The sequence below is a fragment of the Neolewinella litorea genome (assembly GCF_004803465.1).
GTDB classification, from domain to species: domain Bacteria; phylum Bacteroidota; class Bacteroidia; order Chitinophagales; family Saprospiraceae; genus Neolewinella; species Neolewinella litorea.
Genome location: NZ_SRSF01000001.1, coordinates 589,079 through 609,873, shown reverse-complemented (window position 1 = coordinate 609,873; position 20,795 = coordinate 589,079). Strand labels below are relative to the sequence as shown.

Below are 20,795 nucleotides of genomic sequence, written 5' to 3'. Positions count from 1 at the left end.
GACAACGGCCCGTGGCCCCAGGTGAATCATCTGTAAAACCTGGAGACTTGCTCACTTCCCGTCCCTGGGATCCGTTCCAAATTCGGGTATAAGCCAAACGAAAAAGCCGCACGATCATCCGTAAGGGATGAGGGTGCGGCTTGGGAGGGGTGGAAGACCGGGTTCGAACCGGCGACCTCTGGAATCACAATCCAGCGCTCTAACCAACTGAGCTACAACCACCAGATGGGTCTGCTTTTTATCAAAGCGACGCAAAGGTAAAGCGTTGATCTTTATTGGGAAAGTCCCGGGGCAAATTTATTAAGGTAGACGGCCATTTGCCGCTGGAGATCGTGGGCGGCTTGCCCGGGATCGTCTGCGTAAAGTATTCCTCGACTGCTGTTGATCAATAATCCGCCCTCCTCATTCAGTCCGTAGCGGCACACGGCCTCGAGGTCGCCGCCCTGTGCCCCGATTCCGGGCACCAGAAAGAAATGGTCGGGAGCGATTCGGCGCAGGTCGGCGAAGCGTTCGGCTTGGGTTGCCCCGCATACGAACATCAGCTGGTCAGCCGAGCCCCATAGCTGGGCGCGCCGCATCACTTTTTCGTAAAGCGGCTCGCCACCTTCCTGGGGGGTATGCTGAAAATCGTCGCTGCCCGCATTGCTAGTCAGGGCAAGCAGGACGGACCACTTTCCGTCGTACTCCAGGAACGGCTCTACGGAATCGGTACCCATGTACGGAGCAACGGTGATGGCGTCGGCACCCAGTGTCTCAAACGCAAATCGGGCGTAGTACCGGCTGGTATTCCCGATATCGCCCCGCTTGGCATCGGCGATAATGAAGTGGTCCTGGCCAATGTAGGTTATGGTCTGCTGCAATATGGAAAGGCCTTCCAGACCCATTGCCTCGTAAAAGGCCGTATTGGGCTTATAGGCAACGCAGTACCGCCGCGTGGCGTCGATCACGTCCCGGTTAAATTGCAGGACATTACCGTCGTACCGGGCTGGTATTCGGTTAAGGTCGGGGTCCAACCCGACGCACAGCAGGCTTTGCTTTTCCCGTATGGTATTGACCAGTTCGTGTCTTGTCATCTTCGTGGATTAACCGGCCACGAAGCTAGCGAATCTACTTGACGAAGGAGTAGTGGAGGGGGCGAAAGGCCGGTTCCACCCGGCGGAAGGGGTGATGGGCCTGTATCTTGAACCTGATGCACACGTCCGGGTACGCGGACTTGAGCAGTTCCTCGTAAAGTGCGGGGGAAACATTGCTGTACGCAATGGTGGTCGGTCCACTGTGATAAGTCAGGTAAAGCACTTGTTTTTCCCGGTCGTATCCTGCGTGGGACACCATTTCACTGGTGTTCCCAAATGTGTGTTGTTGCATGATCTGAAAGTTAGGCGTGAAAGTGTAACACAGAGAGACTGGAGAACGTTCAGTGAAAACACAAATTACAAAATAAAATTCTAAATTAAGTCAATTAAAAGTACAAAAAGGTGTTAATACAACTAATGTAGAATTTTATTTTACGGAATTGTGGTGAGTGTAGCTAATTAGTCAGTTTTAATGTCTGCTATTACAGTGGTTATTGTCAACAATATACTCAACATCTGCTATAAGAGATCCAGATTCTCAATACACGTTTTGTAGAAGACTGCTTTGGTGGAACTACTTTTGACTTATCCCCCCCATAGTCTTTTGGGGCGGCGGAGCGGGGCTTCTATACCGAAGTGCCATGCGCCGGGCAACTGTGGGGCGAATTCTCGGTGTAGTACTTCCGCGGATGACTGATGCCGGTAGCGTCGGCTATCTTTGGCCGCAAATGATCCAGTAATGCAATTATTAGACGGCAAGTCGCTCTCCCAGACCATCAAGGAGGAATTGAAAACGGAAGTGGATGCCATCCGGCAGGCAGCAGGAAAGATTCCGCATTTGGCCGCCGTATTGGTGGGAGACGATCCGGCCAGTCAGGTATACGTCCGCAACAAGGTGCGCAGTTGTGAGGAGGTGGGTTTCCGTAGCTCACTCATCCGCCGGCCCGCCACCATTAGTCAGGAGGAATTGCTGGAAGTCGTGGAGACCTTGAATGATGATCCTGACGTGGACGGATTTATTGTCCAGCTACCCCTACCCGCGCACCTCGACGAAGACGCGATCAATCTGGCCATCAGCCCACAAAAGGATGTAGACGGCTTCACCCCCGTCAATATCGGCCGGATGACCCTGGGACTGGAGGCCTACCTGCCGGCAACCCCCAATGGGATCATGGTCCTGCTGGAACGCTACGGTATTGAAACCAGCGGTAAGGAGGTAGTGGTTTTGGGGCGCTCCAATATCGTCGGTACCCCCATGACGATCTTGCTCAGCCGCAAACGCCAACCCGGAAACGCTACGGTTACCCTCTGTCACAGCCGCACCCGCGACCTGGCCGCTCACTGCCGGCGGGCGGATATCCTCATCGCCGCCATCGGAATACCCGAAATGGTAACGGCCGATATGGTGAAGGAAGGTGCCGTAATTATTGACGTTGGCATCAACCGGGTCGACGACAGCAGTCGCAAGCGGGGGTATCGCCTGGCTGGCGACGTCGATTTCGAATCCGTTAAGGCCAAAGCCAGTGCCATCACCCCGGTGCCGGGTGGGGTAGGGCCGATGACCATCGTCAGCCTGATGATGAATACGCTGAAAGCAAGTCAGGCTAAATGATGCCTTTCTCGCCGAGGTAACGTTCTGCGTCCAGTGCGGCCATACAACCCGTGCCGGCGGCGGTAATGGCCTGCCGGTAGACGTGGTCGGCCGCGTCGCCGCTTACGAATACCCCTTCCACGTTGGTGTGGGTTGAATTGGGGCGGTGCCGCAGGTACCCGGTTTCTTCCATGTCCAGGATTCCCTTGAACATCTTGGTGTTCGGGATATGCCCGATGGCTACGAAGAAGCCCGCGATGGGGATCTCCAATACTTCGCCGGTGACGTTGTTACGCACGCGCACTCCCGTAACCTCGGTTTCGCCGAGGATTTCTTCGGTTTCAGTATTCCAGTAAACCTTGATGTTCTTCTGCTTCAGAACGCGGTCCTGCATAATCTTGGAGGCCCGCATCTCGTCGCGTCGGACCAGCATATGGACGGTCGGACAGAGATTACTCAAGTAGAGGGCTTCCTCGCAAGCGGAGTCACCGGCTCCGACGATGGCTACCTCCCGGCCACGGTAGAAAAAGCCGTCGCACACGGCGCAAGCGCTCACCCCCTGATTAGCGAGGCGCTGCTCGCTTTCGAGACCTAGCCAGCGTGCACTTGCGCCGGTGGAAATGATGACCGAGTGCGCGGCGATTTCCTCCCCGCTTTCGGTATAGATTTTCTTGACGTCTCCGAGCAGGTCCACGCGATCGATGAGTTCGTATTTGACGGTGGTCCCGAAACGCTCCGCCTGCTTCTTAAGGTCCTCCATCATCTGGGGGCCCATCACCCCGTCCGGGTAGCCGGGAAAGTTCTCAACGTCGGTGGTGATCATCAGCTGTCCCCCCGGCTCCTTACCCGTATACAGGACGGGGCTCAGGTTGGCACGGGCGGCGTAAATGGCAGCGGTATATCCGGCCGGTCCGGAGCCAATAATGACGGTTTTCAGGGGTTCAGTACCCATCGTGGTGGTTTTTTTGGGGTGCAAAAGTAAGGGATTAACCTAACACTCCGCATTCGTGGGGGTTGCATGGCCACCCCCACGATTGTACAAGGCTCGCTCTGGAATGAATTAGTGACAGCCTGCTAGAAATGATTCAGGAAAGTGTCCATCTCCCGGTAGTGACCGACGGGCAGGTCCCCCAGTTCAATTTTCATGATACGGATCCGCTTGAGGGTCAGCACACGATAACCGAGAAATTCACACATCCGGCGGATCTGGCGGTTGAGGCCCTGGGTCAGGACGATCCGGAACGTGCGCGTGGCTAGTCGTTCCACTTCGCAGGATCGGGTGCGCGTACCGAGTATGGGCAGTCCGCCCGCCATTCGCTGGATGAACCGATCGGTGATAGGCTTGTCAACCGTCACGATGTATTCCTTCTCGTGGTTGTTCTCTACCCGCAGCACCTCATTAACAATATCCCCATCGTTGGTCAGCAACAGTAATCCGGTAGAGGCCTTGTCGAGTCGGCCCACGGGGAAGATGCGCTGCGGGTAGTTGAGGAAGTCGATGAGGTTATCCGGGTCCTTCGGATCCGTGGTGCTGGTTACCCCTGCGGGCTTGTGGAAGGCCAGGTAAACGGGTGGGGGCTGTTCGCCGATCGGCCGACCGTCCAGCGTCACGTGGTCCCCGGGCTCGACGCGGTTACCCTTTACCGCTACGGTGCCGTTGATCGACAGTCGCCCGGCCTCGATCCAGCGATCGGCTTCCCGGCGGGAACAAATTCCCGTTCCCGCGACAAACTTGTTAAGTGAAATGGAGTCCGCCATATCCGCGAAAGTAGTCCCTTAAACGAATACCGGCCGCCGGGCGACAAAGGTGACCGCCCACGCACTATCTTTGCGCCCGTAAAAGCCACAACTGTATGTCCTCACCCCTTGATACTCTAGCGTCAGAAAGCCGCATCTGGATTTATGGCGCCGAACGTGCCCTGACCAAAGCGGAAACCGACCAGGTACGGAGCCGGGCTCAGGCCTTCGTCGCGCAGTGGGTAAGTCACAACCGGTCGTTGGCAGCAGCAGCTGATGTCCTCCACAACCGCTTCCTGGTACTGGCAGTCGATGAGTCGGAGGCCGAAGCAAGTGGATGCTCCATCGACGGCAGCGTCCATTTCGTAAAGGAATTGGGAGCCGAAATCGGAGTCGATTTCTTCAACCGTATGCGCTTCAGTTACCGCGATGATGCCGGAAAAATCCACACCGTGGGCCGGGAAGAATTTAAGTTGCTGTATTCCCAAGGACAACTCACCAACGAAACCATTGTCTTCGATCCGTTGGTAAAGGAACTGGGCGAACTTCGCCAAATCTTCGAGCGGCCCCTGGAAGACAGTTGGCACAGCCGAATGGTATAAGCAATTTCCCTGGTTCGTGAGGTAGCTGTTTTTTGGCTCATAACTGCATCGACTGCCAATTCTAGTTTATCTCGGATGGGACCCCCCGTGGAACAAATCCTTGTTGACGAATCACTTTCGCCGCACCGAAGCGAAAGATCGAAGTCTTGCCAGTTCCCTAAGGGTGATGATTATGATGCTTCATCGGTTTGAATGAGGAAGCATAACCGTTTGGTAGACATGCCTTTATTTCCTATTTATAATGGTATGATAACGTCGGTCACGACCCCCTGATTTCTATCTAACATGGCAAACCAGCAGGCCACTAGCTGGATTTAAACGTATTTAAACGTATATATTCGATTATATTCGGATAGTTGACGATTCTTCGTTGGAGTCGTCCTGACTTTCGCAGCATCACCAAATGATACTGCATGTACGCATTTCACAATCATCTGCAGCTGGTCGGACGCATTGGCCACGACCCGGAGCTCAAAATTCTGAGTGACGGATCCCCTCTGCTTCGGCTACGCCTATACCAGAATCCGGGACGCGCCGATACCGCTCGGGAGCCACAGGTGCACCAGTTGATCGCCTGGAACGATGTCGCGCGGAAAATGCACGCCCTTGTACGTCGGGGGGACCGCCTTCTCGTGCACGGCAAGCTTATTAACCGCAAACGAAAGCACCAAAGCCAGACAATCTGGCAAACCGAGGTGCACATTTCCTACTTTGCCCCGCTCAAATCTGCCGAGCCGATTGAGGAGCAGACCCAATATCTTATCCACTAACCTAACCACCTAATGAATCAGGTAAGCTTAATCGGCCGGATAACCCGGCCCCCCGTCTACTATTGTACCCCGCGAGGAATGGATCTGACTCGCATACAATTGCTCACCCACGACCGCCGCGGCCGGGCGCACCACCACCATTGCCTGGCCTACGGACCAGCAGCCCTCACGCTGCATACACACCTGGAAACCGACAACCTCCTCCTAATCCGCGGGGAACTACTGTACCGCGAGCACCGCCGTGGTGATCGCGTGGTCGACCGGCCGTATGTGCTCATCCGGCAGTACAGTTTCCTGGATGCGGTTAGTGATGACCAGGCCCTTAGGCCCGCACGAAATCTTTCCGTCGTGCCCGGGCTCGAGTGACCATACTGATCAGCAAGCCGAGCATCATGGAGGTAGCTCCGAACCAGAACAAGGAAATACCGGGGAACTCAATGGCCTGCAGGGTAATGTAATCGGTACGGTAACTGCGGGGGGCCACCGCCAGGGGAATGGTGGGGGCGGACGTCGGACGCGAACTTGCAACCCGGAGGGTGGCTTCGTTGGTTTCCGGATTGAGACTCAGCAGGTGGGCGTAAAGTCCCTGCTCCGTAATCTCGTCGCGGATGCCGCTGGGCTGGTTACCGCGAATGAGGAACACCGGCTGCATGGTCTGACCTTCCGACTCCAGCAGGGCACTGACGTAGATGTCGCCATCCTGGGGCTGGAAATGGTCGACCTCCGGCTGGGAAATGAACCGCTGGAAGGTTACCTCCCTTCCACCGATGCGGAAACGTGATCCGGGTTTTACCACGAATTCGCGGTACTGAAGATCCGCATCCTTTACCAGCAGTTGCTCGAAGATGCTTTCGTCGATCTTCACGCGCAGCGACATATCGTTCAACTGGGCCGGGTAATGATACAGCAAACCTTCTCGCAGTACGATCGCCACGTCGGCAATGGTATCGTGATTGGCGATACCACCGGTGCGGGACGCCCGGACTTTAGCCCCGAGGCCGATATCTCCCGGCTCCGGGGTGTATTCCGGGTGGGAGGGATGGCGGGAGAAATCCTCCAGTCCGACGGTGTAAGTGTAAATGATCGACCGGTCGCGCTGCGGAATGGCAACGGTATCGCGGAAGCTGGTTTCCTCGCCCCGGGACAACGGTGTGACGCGGTATTTCAGGCTGTCTTCCGTGGCCTGGCGAACGGATACGCTCTGTTCTTCCGGGGGAAGTCCCATAATGACGGTAAAAACATCCCGATTCCAGTAGTGCTTCGTGCTGGGGTTCGTAATCGCGATCTTGTCGAATCCCTTGTCGTACAGCACGTTGGGGTCGAGCTGGAACTCTTCGATCACCTCTCCGGCCGCGTTTACTCTTTTGTAATCCATAAAGTACCGCCGGTTCATCCCCTCGATGGTGTCGCCGGTATAGGTGACGATATAGTCTTCCATGCCCAGCGGAATGCCCTCGTAAAGACGCACCGTACTGCGGGCCAACTGCTCGTCCTCCGTGAGACCCTCCATGAGGAACTGATTCTGGCTGATAATCCGCTTGTTGCCGGAACTGGCCATAATGCCGATCAGCATGATGCCGAAGCCGAGGTGACTGACTACACTGCCGGCTACCTTCGGATCCTTGCGCACGAAAAAGAATAGGTAATCTACGTTCGCCCACACTGCAAACCATCCGGCGAATACCATGGCCTTGTAGGGCAGGGTAGGAGCTTCGATCCACTGCAGGGTAAGGAAGGTCAACAGGGCCGCACCCACCAGGGCAAGTCCCGTGTGCAGGGCAAACCACCGGACGTGCTTGCTGAATTTTTTCTCCCGCCACCGCAGGTACTGGGCCACGCCGCTCAACAATCCGATGAAAATGCCGATCCAGATCTGGAAGCGGTTGTGGTGGGCTTCAGGGTCGGTAAGGGTCAGTCCATCAAATACGGGGTCGAAGGCTTGCCGAATCTCGTTGTACACGGGCAAACTGGTCGAACCCGTGATGAGGACCGCCGACATGAACAGTGTCAGGCTGCCGATGAACATCCAGAACTCCCGGCTGCTGGTGGATTCCTCCTTTTCCGGCACGGGAATGTGCTTCCAGCGCCAGACCACCAGGCCAAGGCTCAGTACGAAGTAGAACCCAAGGAAGAAAAGCAGTTGGGCTTCCAGGCCCATCTCCGTAAAGGCGTGTACGCTGGTATCGCCCAGCACACCAGATCGGGTAAGGAAGGTACTGTACACGATCAGCACGAATGTGAACAGGTAGAAAAGGTAGGTTGCGCGGATACCCTGTCCGGTAGCGCGACTGATGAGGTTGGTATGGATGCCGGCCACGAGCATGAGCCAGGGTACCAGACTGGTGTTTTCCACGGGGTCCCAGGCCCAGTACCCGCCAAAGTTGAGCGCTTCGTAGGCCCAGGCGGCCCCCATTAAGATGCCGATGCCGAGAATACCCGCGCTAAACAGACTCCACTTCAGTCCCGGCGTGAGCCATTCCTTGTGCCGGCCGGTCCACAGCCCCGCCACCGCGTAAGCGAAGGGAACGACCGTGCTAGCGAAGCCCAGGAAGAGCGTCGGGGGGTGAATGGTCATCCAGTAGTTCTGTAAGCTGGGGTTAAGTCCGTTACCCCGCAGCAAATCGACGTAATCGGCCTGCTGAAAGATGGGAGCGTTTACCGTCTCGCGCAGGAGCAGCATGGGATTGGAACCCAATTTGATCAGGAAGTCACCGAAGCCAAAGTGCACGCCGAGCAGCATCGAAACGATGATCACCTGCACGGAACAGACCACCGCCATCACCGGCTTTTCCCAGCTGCGGGCCGTCACCATCAGCACATAACCGAGGATGACGTGCCAGAAGGTCCACAAAAGGAAACTTCCTTCCTGCCCTTCCCAGAACGCGGAGAAGATGTAGCGTTGCTGCAACTGGCCGTCGACGTGGGCGGTCACGTACTGATACTCGTAGTACTGATTAAGCATCGCGAAAAAGATGCAACCAATCACCGTGAATACCGCCGCGCCGTGGGCCAGAAAGCTGAGTTGGCCGAGCCGCTGCCAACCCCGGCTGCGCAGTACCTCGCTCCGGTACTGGGTGGCCAGGAAATAGCTGACCATACTGAGCAGGGCGGCAAAGAAGGCCACCACGATCGCGAAATGGCCGATGTAGCGGGGACCGAGGTGCTCGTTCAAATATTGAATTTCTTCCATGCAGGGGCTAGCTCTCGGTGAGGTTCTTGATCATCTCCTCCTCGTCCTTGTACTTACTCGGGCACTTCATCTGGATGTCACTGGCGATGAAGCGTTCGTCCTGCATCCGACCCGTGAGCACGATGCTCTCGCTCATTTCGAAATCCTGCGGTTTGCCCATCAGCAGAATGACCTCCCGTTCGGTGCCGGCCAGGTCCTCCAGGAAAAAACTGAAGTAATTGGGATCGGTAAGGGGATCATAGATCGTCGGCTTATCCTTGACGTAGGTTCCCACCAACTGCACTTTGTCGCCGGATTCGGCGGCCTTGGCAAAGTTGGCGTACTCAGAGGTGGCACTGCCCGTTTGCAGCAGCAACACCACGGCAATCACCACGAGAAGTACGGCCAGTAAATAGGACTTTTTCATTATTGGAAGCTACAGTTTCGGAAGGGTTGATATGGAGCAAACGCTAAGGTAGCCGGAGCGTTGTCGGGCTGGGTCAGCACACGGTAAAATGGCAGTTACGGTCGCTCAAATCCTGATTTTCGGTACCCCGCCCGCTGCCCGGTGGCCCCTGCCCGGGCAAAACATTTCCCCGCTTTCCGTATTTTGTTACAAGTCACTGTAAACTAAGGCCCTATGACCGCGCGTGCCCTACCGCTTTTCCTGGCTGTCTGCCTGGTATCCCTTGCACCCGCGCTGGGCGCCCAAAGCAGTGTACAGGAATTCCGGCTGGGGGGGAGCGCCAAGATCCTGAATGAGGAATGTATCCGCCTGACGCCCGAGACACCCTACGTCTCCGGATCGGCCTGGTTCCAGAACCCGATGGACCTGAATTATCCCTTCGAACTGACCGTTGATCTCGTCCTGGGCAACAACAATGAGCTCGGCGCGGACGGTATTGTATTCGTATTTCACCCGACCATGCAAACGGGATACCGGGGCGAGGGCATGGGCTTCGCCGGACTTTACCCCTCCCTGGGTATTGAGTTCGATACTTACCAGAATTTTCACCTCGGTGACCCCGCTAATGACCACGTGGCCATCATGCCCCACGGACAAGCTCACCACGCCCGCAGTATGGTTGGGCCGGTAGAGATTCCCAACCTGGAAAACGGAGCACGCCACCCACTTACCATCAGCTGGCACCCGGGCAAACAAAAACTTGAGGTGAAGCTGGATGACGAGTTGGTTGCCACTTATACCGGGGACATCGTCAGCACTATTTTCGGGGGCAATAGCAAAGTTTACTGGGGCGCCACTGCGGCTACGGGACGCAAGATCAATTTCCAGGACGTTTGCATCCGCAAGTTGGTCTACGCCTTGGTGGACTAGCCCCTAGCGGCGCGCCTCCCCGTACATTTTCTTCAGAAAACGGTAGCGCGGCTCGGCCTCGAAGGGTTCGGCCCGGCTGTCGGCGTCCAATATCATTACCTGCGGCTTTTCTCCATCTTCGAGTGCCGGCCATTCGGGCAAGTCATCTCCGTTGGGGTTACCAGTTTTGATGAAATTGGCGAGGAAGCGTACCATGGTCGTGGCCGCCTGGCGGTCGTCCGCGCCCCAGGCGTAGCCGTCCGATACGTCCAGGGAATTGAGTAAGTACTCGATGTCGGTAGCGTGGGCGGCCCCGGGAGGCTCCTGCTCACGGGTTTCCCCCTTCAACGGGGGCCGAATTTGATCAAAGCGGTAGCGGAATACGGGTGCTTCGCTATTGCGCCGGTGCAAGTCGGCCCAGTTCCAGGTGCCGAGCACGATCCAGGTGTCCGAGGCCAGCTCGATGGCCGAACGCGTGGGGGTGTTGTCGGGATAATGCTCGAGTAGTTCCGTGGCGTGGTCGGAGTACTGCTCCGACAGCATCTTGCGGTAAGCTTCCGGGGAATCGGGAAAACGGCCCCACGGGCGTTCCGTACTCGTCCAGCCAACCATCAGGGGCACCTGCGCTTGCCGTTCGTTCGTGAATGTCACCGTGGGCTCCTCCGTGATGAACCGGCCGTCGACTACGATAGGAGGGCTGCCCATATCGCCGCTATTGTAGGCCTCATAGATGTCGCGGGTGGACGCTGAACGCAGTTCGGCGATCGAACTGTAGCCGGCGCTTTTCAAAAATTGGCTGCCCCAGGCTTCTCCTTCCGCCAGGGGTGGAACGGGCCGCTGCGGATTCACCGCCCCGCCGCTCTGTCCAACGGCGCCCGCCAGCAGGTCGCGCGAGAGGGGAGAGACCATTTGCAGACTTACCGACATCGAGCCGGCGCTTTCCCCGGCAATGGTGATGCGCTCCGGATCGCCCCCGAAGGCGGCGATGTTATCCCTAACCCACTGTATAGCGGCGGCCTGGTCCATCAGTCCGTAATTGCCTGATCCCCCGTAATCGGACTCTGCTGTCAGTTCAGGGTGCGCCAGAAAGCCAAATATATTGAGCCGATAGTTTGGGGTAACCACTACCACTCCCTCCTGTGCCAGTCGTTCACCGTCGTAGCGGCGCTCGTCGCCGGCTCCGGCGCTGAAGCCGCCGCCGTAGAAGTAGACCAACACAGGCAGGCCCTGTTGGTCTCTTTTGGCGGGCGTCCAAACGTTCAGGTACAGGCAGTCCTCGCTTACCTCGGGCGATCGGAAGCGCATGTCGTCGTAGATATAGCGTTGCACCGGCCGGGGGCCGAAAGTCTTGGTCATACGCACACCTTCCCAGTCTTCCGCCGGCTGCGGGGGCTGCCACCGCAATTCACCTACCGGAGGCGCGGCGAAAGGGATGCCCAGGTAGCTTTGGACGCCGGTCCGCGTGCTGTAATTGCCCTCGAGCTTTCCATTCGCAACCTCGGTCTGAACGGCAAAGCCGAACTTGAGGTCCTGGGCGCGAGCGCCGGTGCAGAGGACCGCGGCGAGCAGCAGTAATAGTAGGTTGCGGTTGGTGTGCATGGTTAATATTGACTTTAGGCCAATATACCGATTTTAGCATCTTCGCCCAGGGCAGCTTTTCCTCATGTGGTACCGCTTGGGCATTCTCTGCAGCCTTCCTTACCTTTCCAGACAACCGATTCACTTATGCGCAGTCAAATCCTCCTCGTTTCATTACTCACCCTCCTGCTGTTTCCCCTACTGGCCCAGGACCGCATTAACGGCTCGCTCGAAGCGACCCGCTCGGAAGTGCTGGCTACCAACGGCATGGTGGCCACCAGTCATCCCCTGGCGAGTCAGATCGGTCTGCAGGTCCTTAAAGACGGCGGCAACGCCATCGACGCGGCCATTGCCGCCAATGCCGCACTGGGATTGATGGAGCCTACCGGCTGCGGCGTGGGCGGCGACTTGTTCGCCATCGTCTGGGACGCGGAAACGCAACAGCTTTACGCCCTGAACGCCAGTGGTCGTTCACCCAGGGGCATGACCCTCGATAACCTGCTGGAGAAGAAACTGGATAAGATTCCTGCTCTGGGTCCACTTCCGGTGAGCGTACCGGGTGCCGTGGACGGCTGGTTCAGTCTGCACGAACGCTTCGGTTCCGTTCCCATGACCGACCTGCTTGCCCCGGCCATTTCTTACGCCGAGAATGGCTTTCCCCTTACCCAGCTCATTGTCTGGTACATGCACCGCTCGGTCCCCAATTTCCTGGCGAAGGGCTTCCCCAACATCCGGGAAACTTACCTGGAACAAAATGGCGGTACGCTGCCCGATGAGGGGGATATCTACCGCAATCCCTACCTGGCCGAAACCTACCGGCGGATCGCGACGGGAGGTCGCGATGCCTTCTATCGCGGGGAAATTGCGGCTACCATCGCCGAGTTCATCCAGGAGCAGGGTGGCTACCTGTCGGAGGAGGACCTGGCCGAGCACCGCTCTGAATGGGTGGAGCCGGTTTCGGTAAACTACCGGGGCTATGACGTCTGGGAGCTGCCGCCCAACGGACAGGGCATCGCCGCCCTGCAGATGCTGGCCATCCTGGAAGGCTACGACTTTTCCGACATTGAATTTGGCAGCGCCGAACACCTTCACCTCTTCACCGAAGCCAAAAAACTGGCCTTCGAAGATCGCGCCCGCTACTACGCGGATATGGACTTCGCCGAAGTGCCGGTAGAATGGCTCATCAGTGAGGAGTACGCTGCCGATCGGCGGAGCCTGATGGGAGAACGCGCCACCGTATATCAGGCCGGAGAGATCAGCGCCGGCGAGACAATTTACCTCACCACGGCCGACAAGGAAGGCAATATGGTTTCCCTGATCCAGAGCAATTACCGCGGCATGGGGTCGGGTATGGTACCTCCCGGACTGGGTTTCATGCTGCAGGATCGCGGGGAACTTTTCTCGCTCACGCCCGGGCAGGCCAATACCTACGAACCGGGCAAACGGCCCTTCCATACCATCATTCCCGCATTCATCACGAAGGACGGTAAGCCCTGGGTAAGCTTCGGCGTCATGGGTGGCGACTTCCAGCCGCAGGGTCACACCCAGATCGTAATGAACCTCATCGACTTTGGCATGAATCTCCAGGAAGCGGGTGACGCCGCACGGTGGGACCACACCGGCGGATCCTCCCCAATGGGCGCGGAACGCAACGAAGGAGAGGTGCGGGTAGAAAGCGGCATACCCTACAGTACCATACGCGGACTGATGGATCGTGGGCACTCCGTAGGCTTCACACGCGGCAGCTACGGCGGGTACCAGGCTATTCTGCGCGACCTGGAGAACGGCGTGTACCACGGTGCCTCCGAAAGTCGGAAGGACGGTCAGGCGGTGGGGTACTGATTCAGCCCCACGGCAATTTTACCGGGTCAGGTACTGACTGCGGTTGCGGTCCAATTCGCGAAAGAAGGGATCGGTCATGTCCTTTACGAAGCGGATTGCCTCGCCGGTCGACTTCATTTCCGGTCCAAGCTGCTTGTCCACATTCGGGAACTTGTTGAAGCTGAACACCGGCACCTTGATGGCGTAGCCGCTCGGCTGGGGGTTGATCTCAAAGTCCTTCAGCTTGTGGGAGCCCAGCATCACCTTGGTGGCGATATTCAGGTAGGGCACCTTGTATGCCTTGGCGATGAAGGGGGTTGTACGCGAAGCGCGCGGGTTCGCCTCGATCACGTACACCCGTTCCTCGCCGGTCTCTTTGTCGGTCTTGATGGCGAACTGCACGTTGAGCAGCCCTTTGATCTTTAGGGCGTAGGCCAGTTTCTCGGCGTACTCCCGCATCTTGTTCACCGCCGAAACGCTCAGGGAATAGGTGGGCAGCACCGCCGAAGAATCACCGGAGTGAATGCCGGCCGGCTCGATGTGCTCCATGATGCCCATAATGTGTACCTCCTCGCCGTCGCAGATGGCGTCGATCTCCGCTTCCTTGGCGCGGTCCAGGAAGTGATCGACCAGCACCTGGTCGTCCGGGGCCTTCTTAAAGATCGACAAGACGTGGCGCTCAAGTTCGGCGTCGTTGATCACGATGCGCATATCCTGGCCACCGAGCACGTAGCTGGGGCGTACCAGGACGGGGTACTTGACCCGGTTGGCAACCTCCAGCGCCTGGTCGGCGTCGATGGCCGTGCCGAAGTCGGGGTAGGGGATGTCCAGGTCGGCGAGCAGCTGGGAGAAGCGGCCACGATCCTCGGCGAGATCCAGCGCATCGTAGCTGGAACCCACGATCTTGATGCCACGCCGGGTGAGTTCGCCGGCCAGTTTCAGGGCCGTCTGACCGCCCAGCTGGACGATGATGCCCTCCGGCTTTTCCATTTCGATGATCTCCCAGAGGTGCTCCCAGAATACGGGTTCGAAGTAAAGCTTGTCGGCCGTATCGAAGTCGGTCGACACCGTTTCCGGATTGCAGTTGACCATGATGGCCTCGTAGCCGGCTTCCTGCACCGCTTTAAGTCCGTGGACGCAACAGTAGTCAAACTCAATACCCTGGCCGATTCGGTTTGGACCGGAACCGAGGACGATGATTTTCTTGCGGTCCGATACCTCGCTCTCGTTTTCTCCGTCGAAGGTGGAGTAGAAATAGGGGGTGTTGGATTCAAATTCCGCGGCGCAGGTATCGACCATCTTGTAAACACGGCGAATCCCCAGTTTGTACCGCTGTTTGGTAACCGCCTCCGGGTCCACGCGCAGGAGGTAGGCGATCTGGATGTCGGAGTATCCCACTTGCTTTAGCTCCCGGAATAGCTCTTCGGGCAGGTCTTCCGGTACGTTGTACTTCAGCACTTCGGCGTCGTAGTCGACGAGCCGCTTGATCTGGTTGATGAACCAGGGGTCGATCTTCGTGAGTTTCTGGATCGTCTTGCGGGGTACACCCAGACGCAGGGCATCCTTTAAGCGGAAGATGCGGTCTTCGCTAACGTTTTCGAGTCGGTCGAGGATGTCGTCGGTCTTGATCCACTCCTTGATGTCGGAGCCCAGTCCAGCGCGGCCGTTCTCCAGCGACTGGCAGGCTTTCTGCAGCGCCTCGAGGAAGTTGCGGCCGATGCCCATGACTTCGCCTACCGACTTCATCTGCAAGCCAAGGCGGTGATCCGCTCCCGGAAACTTGTTGAAGTTCCACCGCGGGATCTTCACGATCACGTAATCGAGGGTAGGCTCGAAAAAGGCGGAGGTGGTTTTCGTGATCTGGTTCTTCAACTCGTCCAGCCGGTAGCCCAGGGCCAATTTGGCCGCAATTTTGGCGATCGGATAGCCGGTAGCCTTCGAGGCCAAGGCTGAAGAGCGGCTCACGCGGGGGTTGATCTCGATGACGATCAGCTCTTCGGTCTCCGGGTTCTGGCTGAACTGGATGTTGCAGCCGCCGGCGAAGTTGCCCATCGAGCGCATTGCCAGGATGGCCTGGTTGCGCATATCCTGGTAGGCGGTGTCGGAAAGCGTCATGGCCGGTGCCACCGTGATGGAGTCGCCGGTGTGGATGCCCATGGGGTCGAAATTCTCCACGGTACAGATGATCACCACGTTGTCGGCCGAGTCGCGCAGCAGTTCGAGCTCGAATTCCTTCCAGCCCAGCACCGCCTTGTCGATGAGCACCTCGTGGGTCGGACTGGCGTCAAGGCCGCGCCGCAGCATTTCCGGGTACTCGTCTTCGTTGAAGCAAAAGCCGCCTCCGAATCCGCCCAGGGTGTAGCTGGGCCGAATCACCAGAGGGAATCCGATCTCCTGTGCGGCTTCCATGCCTTCCAGAAAGGAGTTGGCGATCATGGCCGGCGCGCACTTCAGTCCGATCGCCTCCATGTGCTTGCGGAAGAGTTCCCGGTTCTCGGCCAGTTCAATGGCCTCCAGGTCTACGCCGATCAGGCGCGTCTTGTACTTTTCCCACAGCCCCACCTCACCGCATTCGATGGCCAGGTTCAGAGCTGATTGACCGCCCATGGTGGGCAGTACCGCGTCGATCTTGCGCTCCTTCAGGATCTGCTCCACGCTTTCGATCGTCAGCGGCAGCAGGTAGACGTTGTCGGCCGTCATCGGATCGGTCATGATGGTGGCCGGGTTGGGATTCAGGATGGTCACCTCGATCCCTTCCTCCTGCAGGCTCCTGCTGGCCTGGGTTCCGGAGTAGTCAAATTCGCAGGCCTGGCCTATGATGATGGGTCCGGAGCCGATGATCAGTACGGAGGTAATGCTAGTATCCTTTGGCATGGGGGAGTGGGTAGGTCAAAATTCGGGCAAAGATAAGTCGGCCAAACGCATTCCGGGCGCCGGAGCGCAGGTCCGATTTTCCCCGAAGGATGCCAGGCGCGCTGGCTTCCGACCGTATAACCTGCTAAATGAATCAGATCCACCACGCATCAGGCATCAATACCTGCTCTGCTGACGCCTTGCATCTTACTTTTCCCTGTGCTACCTTTGCCGCCCGAAGCGATCACCCGCTCCGGAGGAATGGCAGAGTGGTTGAATGCACCGGTCTTGAAAACCGACGTACCGCAAGGTACCGGGGGTTCGAATCCCTCTTCCTCCGCTTCTCCCCGTTGCCAAGTGTTGCAGCGGACTCACCCCGTACGGACAGGTCAATGCCGACCCCGCCGTATGGGGTTCCTTTTTAAGGGAGTAACCATTGATGGGGTGTATGGGACAGTGCCTCAGGGATTTTTTCCTTTTGTCAGTCGGACTCTCTTGTACCCCAGTTCCTGCAGGATAAGACCCCACAGTACATCGTAAGGGATCAATTCCATGTAGTATTGCAGCCGGCTTTCGTTCAGGGGGTGTTCCGCCATCAGATTTAGGTAGCGACGGGTGTGCCGTTCGACGGCCTCACGGTGGTATTGCTGGGTGGACAGCTGGGCCAGCGCCTTCAGGAAGTAGCGCACCCGCCGGTATTCGCTGCCTCGTAGGTGACGGTTCGCATATTTAGTTATCGCTTCAATGCTATAGGTCACCTTGCCGTGCTTTCGACTGATAATGTTGTCAACGATCTCGATTATGAGCAGGTGGATATTGCGGTGACTTTTCTCACCGGGCACCTGATCGAAGGAGTTGATGAGACGGCTGATCCGGTAGCGCCGGAAAGTCATGTCGTCCGCGTGAGGTTCGACCTGTCCCAGACGGATCAACAGGTACAAGTAGGCCTCGATAATGCGGAACGTATCCCGGAAAAAGGGCTGCATTTTGGCATTTACCACTTTAGGCTTTAGGGCCAGGTAGCTGTCGTAGGCACCCTGAAACTTGCCCGCCCTTAGCGACAGGATGAGCAGGAGTTCATAAACCTTGATGTAGTTATGTTCGGAGGGCTTCGTCTTATTGAGCAATCGACGGGCAAATGCGGTACCGCGTTCGTAGTCGTTCAGTTGGGTATAGGCCAGACAGAGATTGACCTCAAACACCTGGTACATGGTAGGCTGGGTACCGGTTTTTGCGTCGAGATACTCAACGGCCTTTTCCGCTACCCGGATCACCCCCTCGTAGTCGTTGACCGCCAGGTAGATGTTTAACTCAGTCAGGAATACGATATAGGTGATGATCGGCAGATCGTACCTGGTTATGAGGTGAGCGTGTTTTTCGAAGGCCCGGTACGCCGCGGCCTGTACCTTGGCGGCCGGCTGCCGCGAATTGCGGAGGAATATGACATAGTTGAAATCCGCCACCGCATCCTCGTAGCTCCGCAACCGCTCTTTGTACCACCTCGCCCGCTCGGCGTACAACTGATATTTCGTGCGGTCGAATCTTCGGTTGACGTACTGCCGCCGCAACATCACTGCCGACTGATACGCTGCGTCGAGCATGCCAAACTGCTCCGCCAGGCGAAAAGCCTCTTCCAGGTACGTCAGCAATACTTCAGATCCCAAAGAGGTGCGAAGCTGCTTGCCGATGGCGATAAGTTTCCATACGTAGCCGAAGGTGCGTTGATCCCGGTCGGATGACTTGCCGACCGGCGCCAGGGCGGAAGCCGCATTCAACAGTTCAAGCTTGAGGTGGTGCTTGAGTTTGCGGAAATTCGATCCGCCCGGCACCAGACCCAGTTGGGTTGCCGCCTCTTCGTCATTGGGGTGGTCCGTCTGCTGCAGGTAGTGGTACAAGGCCCGCAGCGAGTCTTCATCCCGGTAATTTTCAAAACATAAGTAAGCGTCCTTTCCCAGCAGCCTCACCAGCTCGGACAGGTGTTTCATAAGTCAAAAACCAACACTGGGGCGACAATCTAGCCACATCCGCCTCCAGTACCAACGAATGGAGAAAACCGGCGAGGCAACCGATAACGGTTCCTCGTGAGGATTTGAATATGGGATGGGACCAAAATACAATCAACAAGTATTTGAAAGTAATAGCACACTTCCGCCAGAACGCCCTACCGATGTGCATACCCTTGACCGTGTCACCGGTGTTTACGCAGCAGTTAACCTTGTGGACTGTGACGTCAATTTTGTCAACGGCCACCGATAATACCGACCACCAGTGCCTAGCCAAAAGTGGACAGATGCAACAAAGGTTAAACCGTCATTTTTCTCATTTATGGGCAAAAAAGCTGCTTCGCAAATTCGCTACAGTCGGGCGTTCAGCCAGGCAAGAATGCGGTTGCGGTAGTCCTCTTTATCCGGTTCGTGGTGCAATTCATGGTAGCCCCCCGGGACACTTTCGAAGGTCAGTTGGTCCGGATTCCGGCTGGCAAAGGCTTCCGAAGCGGCATGGGATGTAATGCGGTCGGCCGTCCCGTGCAACAAGAGGGTAGGGACGGTCAGCCCCCCGCTGTATTCCTGGAGAAATTTACCCCGTTCCAACAAGGCGATACCTACGCCGCAGCTCAGCCGGTCGTGGTTCTGGGGATCGTTGCGGTAATCGGCCACCACCTTGGCGTCCCTGCTCAGGTCGTCCGGATTAAGCTGGTTACTCAACGTAAGTGCCGGGTACACCTGTCGCATGAACTTCCCCAGTCCGACGATTACCGGATTCGGAGTGAAGGCCTCGGCAATGTGCGGGGAGGACACGATCGCGCCGTGAAGGGAGGGTTTACGATGAATCAGGTAATGGAGCAACAACTGCCCGCCCATACTCTGTCCGAACAGAAAGATCGGCAGGCGCGGGTACCGCCGCTCGCACTGCACCCGCAGTTGGGCCACGCCATCCAGGTAGTTGCGGTAGTGGGAGGTGTAGCCGCGCGGGCCTTCGCTGCGCCCAAATCCCTGCCGGTCGTAGCCTACCACCGCAATACCGTTGGCGTTAAAAAAGGCGGCCAGGGCGTCGTAGCGGCGGCAGTGCTCACCCAATCCGTGAATAATGCCCACCACGGCCTGGGGCTGGTCCGTTTTCCAGTCCACGGCGTAAATCTTGAGGCCCTGCTCGTTCTTCCAGCTGAATTCTTCCATCGTATGGGCAAGGTAAGCGTTGGCGGACCTATGTTCATTCCGTCCGCCGGTCAGGCCCGGCAAACCCCCGAAGGAAGCCCCGTAAGCTTACACGGGCCTTCCCCCATTCCCTACCTTTGTCGGCATGAAAGAACACCCGCGCATCGTATTCATGGGTACACCCGAATTTGCCGTCCCCAGCCTGGAAAAGCTGGTCGACCACGGTTATCCGGTGGTCGGTGTGATCACCGCCACCGACAAGATGGGCGGTCGCGGCGGCAAGCAGTTGCTGGAATCACCCGTAAAGCGGGCCGCCGTCCGGCTGGGTATTCCCGTCCTGCAACCAAAAAACCTCAAGGCACCGGATTTCCAAAACGATCTGAAGCGCCTTCGGGCCGACTTGCAGATCGTGGTGGCCTTTCGCATGCTCCCGGAGGCGGTGTGGAATATGCCACCACTGGGCACCTTCAACCTCCACGGATCACTGTTGCCCCGCTACCGAGGCGCGGCACCGATCAACTGGGCGGTGATGAACGGAGACCGCGAGACGGGGGCAACTACCTTTTTCATCCGCCACGAGATCGATGCCGGCGACGTACTGCTCCAGCACCGCATGCCAATCGGCGAAAACGAGACGGCCGGAGACGTCCACGATCGGATGATGGTGGAGGGGGCGGACCTGGTCCTGGAAACCGTACGCCTGATCGAAGGTGGCGATTACCAGTTACGGAAGCAAGACGATACCGCGGCGACTCCCGCCCCCAAGCTGAACCGGGATATGGCCCGGATTGACTTCAATCGTCCCGTACCGGAGGTACACAACTTCGTGCGCGGACTGAGTCCCTGGCCGGCGGCCTGGACTACCCTCGAAGGCCAGCAGCTGAAGATCATCCGTACGCGGGTGGAAGCGGGAGATCACGCGCTGCTCCCCGGAACTGTAACGACCTACGACAAGGATTCTCTGCGGGTGGCCTGCCAGGACGGGTTCCTGGTGGTTGAGTCCCTGCAACTGGCCGGCCGTAGACGCATGGAAACCCAGGAGTTTCTGCGGGGTACCGAGCTACCCGCGCATACGGTTCTGGGACAGTAGTTTTCGTCACCCGGGGGGATGTGTAACTTACCCACCAAACC

The 20,795-nt window shown here is 57.5% G+C and carries 17 protein-coding genes and 2 tRNA genes; 8 read left to right on the top strand and 11 right to left on the bottom strand.

Annotated elements, in window-relative coordinates; all coding sequences use genetic code 11:
• Positions 1-147 precede the first annotated feature (147 nt).
• The 3 genes from E4021_RS02580 to E4021_RS02570 all read right to left on the bottom strand — a co-directional run bounded on the left by E4021_RS02580 (position 148) and on the right by E4021_RS02570 (position 1,365).
• Positions 148-223: transfer RNA gene (locus E4021_RS02580), tRNA-His, on the bottom strand.
• Positions 224-272: 49 nt separating this feature from the next.
• Positions 273-1,073 carry an orotidine-5'-phosphate decarboxylase gene (gene pyrF, locus E4021_RS02575; RefSeq protein ID WP_136456342.1) on the bottom strand — a complete coding sequence of 267 codons (801 nt, stop codon included), beginning with the start codon at positions 1,071-1,073 and terminating at the stop codon, positions 273-275.
• A gap of 34 nt (positions 1,074-1,107) precedes the next feature.
• Positions 1,108-1,365 (bottom strand): KTSC domain-containing protein, encoded by a 258-nt coding sequence (locus E4021_RS02570; protein WP_136456341.1) that lies wholly within the window; start codon positions 1,363-1,365, stop codon positions 1,108-1,110.
• A 447-nt stretch (positions 1,366-1,812) separates the two neighbouring features.
• Between E4021_RS02570 and folD the strand changes: the two genes are divergently transcribed.
• The gene (folD, locus tag E4021_RS02565) at positions 1,813-2,685 is read left to right on the top strand and encodes a bifunctional methylenetetrahydrofolate dehydrogenase/methenyltetrahydrofolate cyclohydrolase FolD (protein ID WP_136456340.1); all 873 of its coding nucleotides are present in this window, start codon (positions 1,813-1,815) and stop codon (positions 2,683-2,685) included.
• Here the strand turns inward: folD and trxB are convergent.
• Together trxB and E4021_RS02555 are read right to left on the bottom strand one after the other, a co-directional pair.
• Complete coding sequence (gene trxB / locus E4021_RS02560; RefSeq protein ID WP_136456339.1) at positions 2,678-3,616, bottom strand: thioredoxin-disulfide reductase; 939 nt, start codon at positions 3,614-3,616, stop codon at positions 2,678-2,680. The two genes, folD and trxB, sit on opposite strands and share 8 nt — an antisense overlap.
• A gap of 122 nt (positions 3,617-3,738) precedes the next feature.
• Positions 3,739-4,422, bottom strand: a complete 684-nt coding sequence (locus E4021_RS02555) for a pseudouridine synthase (protein WP_136456338.1) — start codon at positions 4,420-4,422, stop codon at positions 3,739-3,741.
• A 95-nt stretch (positions 4,423-4,517) separates the two neighbouring features.
• Between E4021_RS02555 and E4021_RS02550 the strand changes: the two genes are divergently transcribed.
• The 3 genes from E4021_RS02550 (at position 4,518) to E4021_RS02540 (ending at position 6,139) form a co-directional block, all read left to right on the top strand.
• Positions 4,518-5,003, top strand: coding sequence for a hypothetical protein (locus E4021_RS02550; protein WP_136456337.1), 486 nt, complete (start codon positions 4,518-4,520; stop codon positions 5,001-5,003).
• Positions 5,004-5,416: 413 nt separating this feature from the next.
• A complete protein-coding gene (locus tag E4021_RS02545; RefSeq protein ID WP_136456336.1) occupies positions 5,417-5,773 on the top strand; it encodes a single-stranded DNA-binding protein in 357 nt (118 codons plus the stop codon).
• 12 nt (positions 5,774-5,785) lie between these two features.
• On the top strand, positions 5,786-6,139 hold the full coding sequence (locus E4021_RS02540; RefSeq protein ID WP_136456335.1) for a single-stranded DNA-binding protein: 354 nt from the start codon (positions 5,786-5,788) through the stop codon (positions 6,137-6,139).
• On the opposite strand, the gene ccsA is transcribed toward E4021_RS02540, so the two are convergent.
• Together ccsA and E4021_RS02530 are read right to left on the bottom strand one after the other, a co-directional pair.
• Positions 6,096-8,945 (bottom strand): cytochrome c biogenesis protein CcsA, encoded by a 2,850-nt coding sequence (ccsA, locus tag E4021_RS02535; RefSeq protein ID WP_246050202.1) that lies wholly within the window; start codon positions 8,943-8,945, stop codon positions 6,096-6,098. The genes E4021_RS02540 and ccsA overlap by 44 nt on opposite strands.
• A 25-nt stretch (positions 8,946-8,970) precedes the next feature.
• Positions 8,971-9,369 carry a cytochrome c maturation protein CcmE domain-containing protein gene (locus E4021_RS02530; RefSeq protein WP_136456333.1) on the bottom strand — a complete coding sequence of 133 codons (399 nt, stop codon included), beginning with the start codon at positions 9,367-9,369 and terminating at the stop codon, positions 8,971-8,973.
• 213 nt (positions 9,370-9,582) lie between these two features.
• Between E4021_RS02530 and E4021_RS02525 the strand changes: the two genes are divergently transcribed.
• Positions 9,583-10,278 (top strand): L-type lectin-domain containing protein, encoded by a 696-nt coding sequence (locus tag E4021_RS02525; RefSeq protein WP_136456332.1) that lies wholly within the window; start codon positions 9,583-9,585, stop codon positions 10,276-10,278.
• A gap of 3 nt (positions 10,279-10,281) precedes the next feature.
• Here the strand turns inward: E4021_RS02525 and E4021_RS02520 are convergent, their stop codons facing one another.
• The gene (locus E4021_RS02520) at positions 10,282-11,856 is read right to left on the bottom strand and encodes a carboxylesterase/lipase family protein (RefSeq protein WP_136456331.1); all 1,575 of its coding nucleotides are present in this window, start codon (positions 11,854-11,856) and stop codon (positions 10,282-10,284) included.
• Between the two features lie 126 nt (positions 11,857-11,982).
• On the opposite strand from E4021_RS02520, the gene ggt reads away from it, so the two are divergent.
• Entirely contained in the window at positions 11,983-13,677 is a 1,695-nt protein-coding gene (ggt, locus tag E4021_RS02515) for a gamma-glutamyltransferase (protein WP_136456330.1), read from the top strand.
• Between the two features lie 18 nt (positions 13,678-13,695).
• Here the strand turns inward: ggt and carB are convergent, their stop codons facing one another.
• Positions 13,696-16,530, bottom strand: coding sequence for a carbamoyl-phosphate synthase large subunit (carB, locus tag E4021_RS02510; RefSeq protein WP_136456329.1), 2,835 nt, complete (start codon positions 16,528-16,530; stop codon positions 13,696-13,698).
• Positions 16,531-16,764: 234 nt separating this feature from the next.
• Between carB and E4021_RS02505 the strand changes: the two genes are divergently transcribed.
• Positions 16,765-16,849: transfer RNA gene (locus tag E4021_RS02505), tRNA-Ser, on the top strand.
• Positions 16,850-16,970: 121 nt separating this feature from the next.
• On the opposite strand, the gene E4021_RS02500 is transcribed toward E4021_RS02505, so the two are convergent.
• Positions 16,971-18,494: a hypothetical protein gene (locus E4021_RS02500; RefSeq protein WP_136456328.1), complete on the bottom strand. Its 1,524-nt coding sequence runs from the start codon at positions 18,492-18,494 to the stop codon at positions 16,971-16,973.
• A gap of 369 nt (positions 18,495-18,863) precedes the next feature.
• Positions 18,864-19,685 (bottom strand): alpha/beta hydrolase, encoded by an 822-nt coding sequence (locus tag E4021_RS02495; protein WP_136456327.1) that lies wholly within the window; start codon positions 19,683-19,685, stop codon positions 18,864-18,866.
• 124 nt (positions 19,686-19,809) lie between these two features.
• Here E4021_RS02495 and fmt point away from each other — a divergent pair, with 124 nt between their 5' ends.
• A complete protein-coding gene (fmt, locus tag E4021_RS02490; protein WP_246050201.1) occupies positions 19,810-20,754 on the top strand; it encodes a methionyl-tRNA formyltransferase in 945 nt (314 codons plus the stop codon).
• Positions 20,755-20,795 lie beyond the last annotated feature (41 nt).

What these genes read in the sequence shown, in the direction of transcription:
- E4021_RS02500 (WP_136456328.1), bottom strand. Translation starts at nt 18,494, where the DNA reads ATGAAACACCTGTCCGAGCTGGTGAGGCTGCTGGGAAAGGACGCTTAC.
- carB (WP_136456329.1), bottom strand. Translation starts at nt 16,530, where the DNA reads ATGCCAAAGGATACTAGCATTACCTCCGTACTGATCATCGGCTCCGGA.
- folD (WP_136456340.1), top strand. Translation starts at nt 1,813, where the DNA reads ATGCAATTATTAGACGGCAAGTCGCTCTCCCAGACCATCAAGGAGGAA.
- E4021_RS02530 (WP_136456333.1), bottom strand. Translation starts at nt 9,369, where the DNA reads ATGAAAAAGTCCTATTTACTGGCCGTACTTCTCGTGGTGATTGCCGTG.
- E4021_RS02525 (WP_136456332.1), top strand. Translation starts at nt 9,583, where the DNA reads ATGACCGCGCGTGCCCTACCGCTTTTCCTGGCTGTCTGCCTGGTATCC.
- fmt (WP_246050201.1), top strand. Translation starts at nt 19,810, where the DNA reads ATGAAAGAACACCCGCGCATCGTATTCATGGGTACACCCGAATTTGCC.
- E4021_RS02540 (WP_136456335.1), top strand. Translation starts at nt 5,786, where the DNA reads ATGAATCAGGTAAGCTTAATCGGCCGGATAACCCGGCCCCCCGTCTAC.
- E4021_RS02545 (WP_136456336.1), top strand. Translation starts at nt 5,417, where the DNA reads ATGTACGCATTTCACAATCATCTGCAGCTGGTCGGACGCATTGGCCAC.
- E4021_RS02495 (WP_136456327.1), bottom strand. Translation starts at nt 19,685, where the DNA reads ATGGAAGAATTCAGCTGGAAGAACGAGCAGGGCCTCAAGATTTACGCC.
- E4021_RS02520 (WP_136456331.1), bottom strand. Translation starts at nt 11,856, where the DNA reads ATGCACACCAACCGCAACCTACTATTACTGCTGCTCGCCGCGGTCCTC.
- E4021_RS02555 (WP_136456338.1), bottom strand. Translation starts at nt 4,422, where the DNA reads ATGGCGGACTCCATTTCACTTAACAAGTTTGTCGCGGGAACGGGAATT.
- E4021_RS02570 (WP_136456341.1), bottom strand. Translation starts at nt 1,365, where the DNA reads ATGCAACAACACACATTTGGGAACACCAGTGAAATGGTGTCCCACGCA.
- E4021_RS02550 (WP_136456337.1), top strand. Translation starts at nt 4,518, where the DNA reads ATGTCCTCACCCCTTGATACTCTAGCGTCAGAAAGCCGCATCTGGATT.
- ggt (WP_136456330.1), top strand. Translation starts at nt 11,983, where the DNA reads ATGCGCAGTCAAATCCTCCTCGTTTCATTACTCACCCTCCTGCTGTTT.
- trxB (WP_136456339.1), bottom strand. Translation starts at nt 3,616, where the DNA reads ATGGGTACTGAACCCCTGAAAACCGTCATTATTGGCTCCGGACCGGCC.
- pyrF (WP_136456342.1), bottom strand. Translation starts at nt 1,073, where the DNA reads ATGACAAGACACGAACTGGTCAATACCATACGGGAAAAGCAAAGCCTG.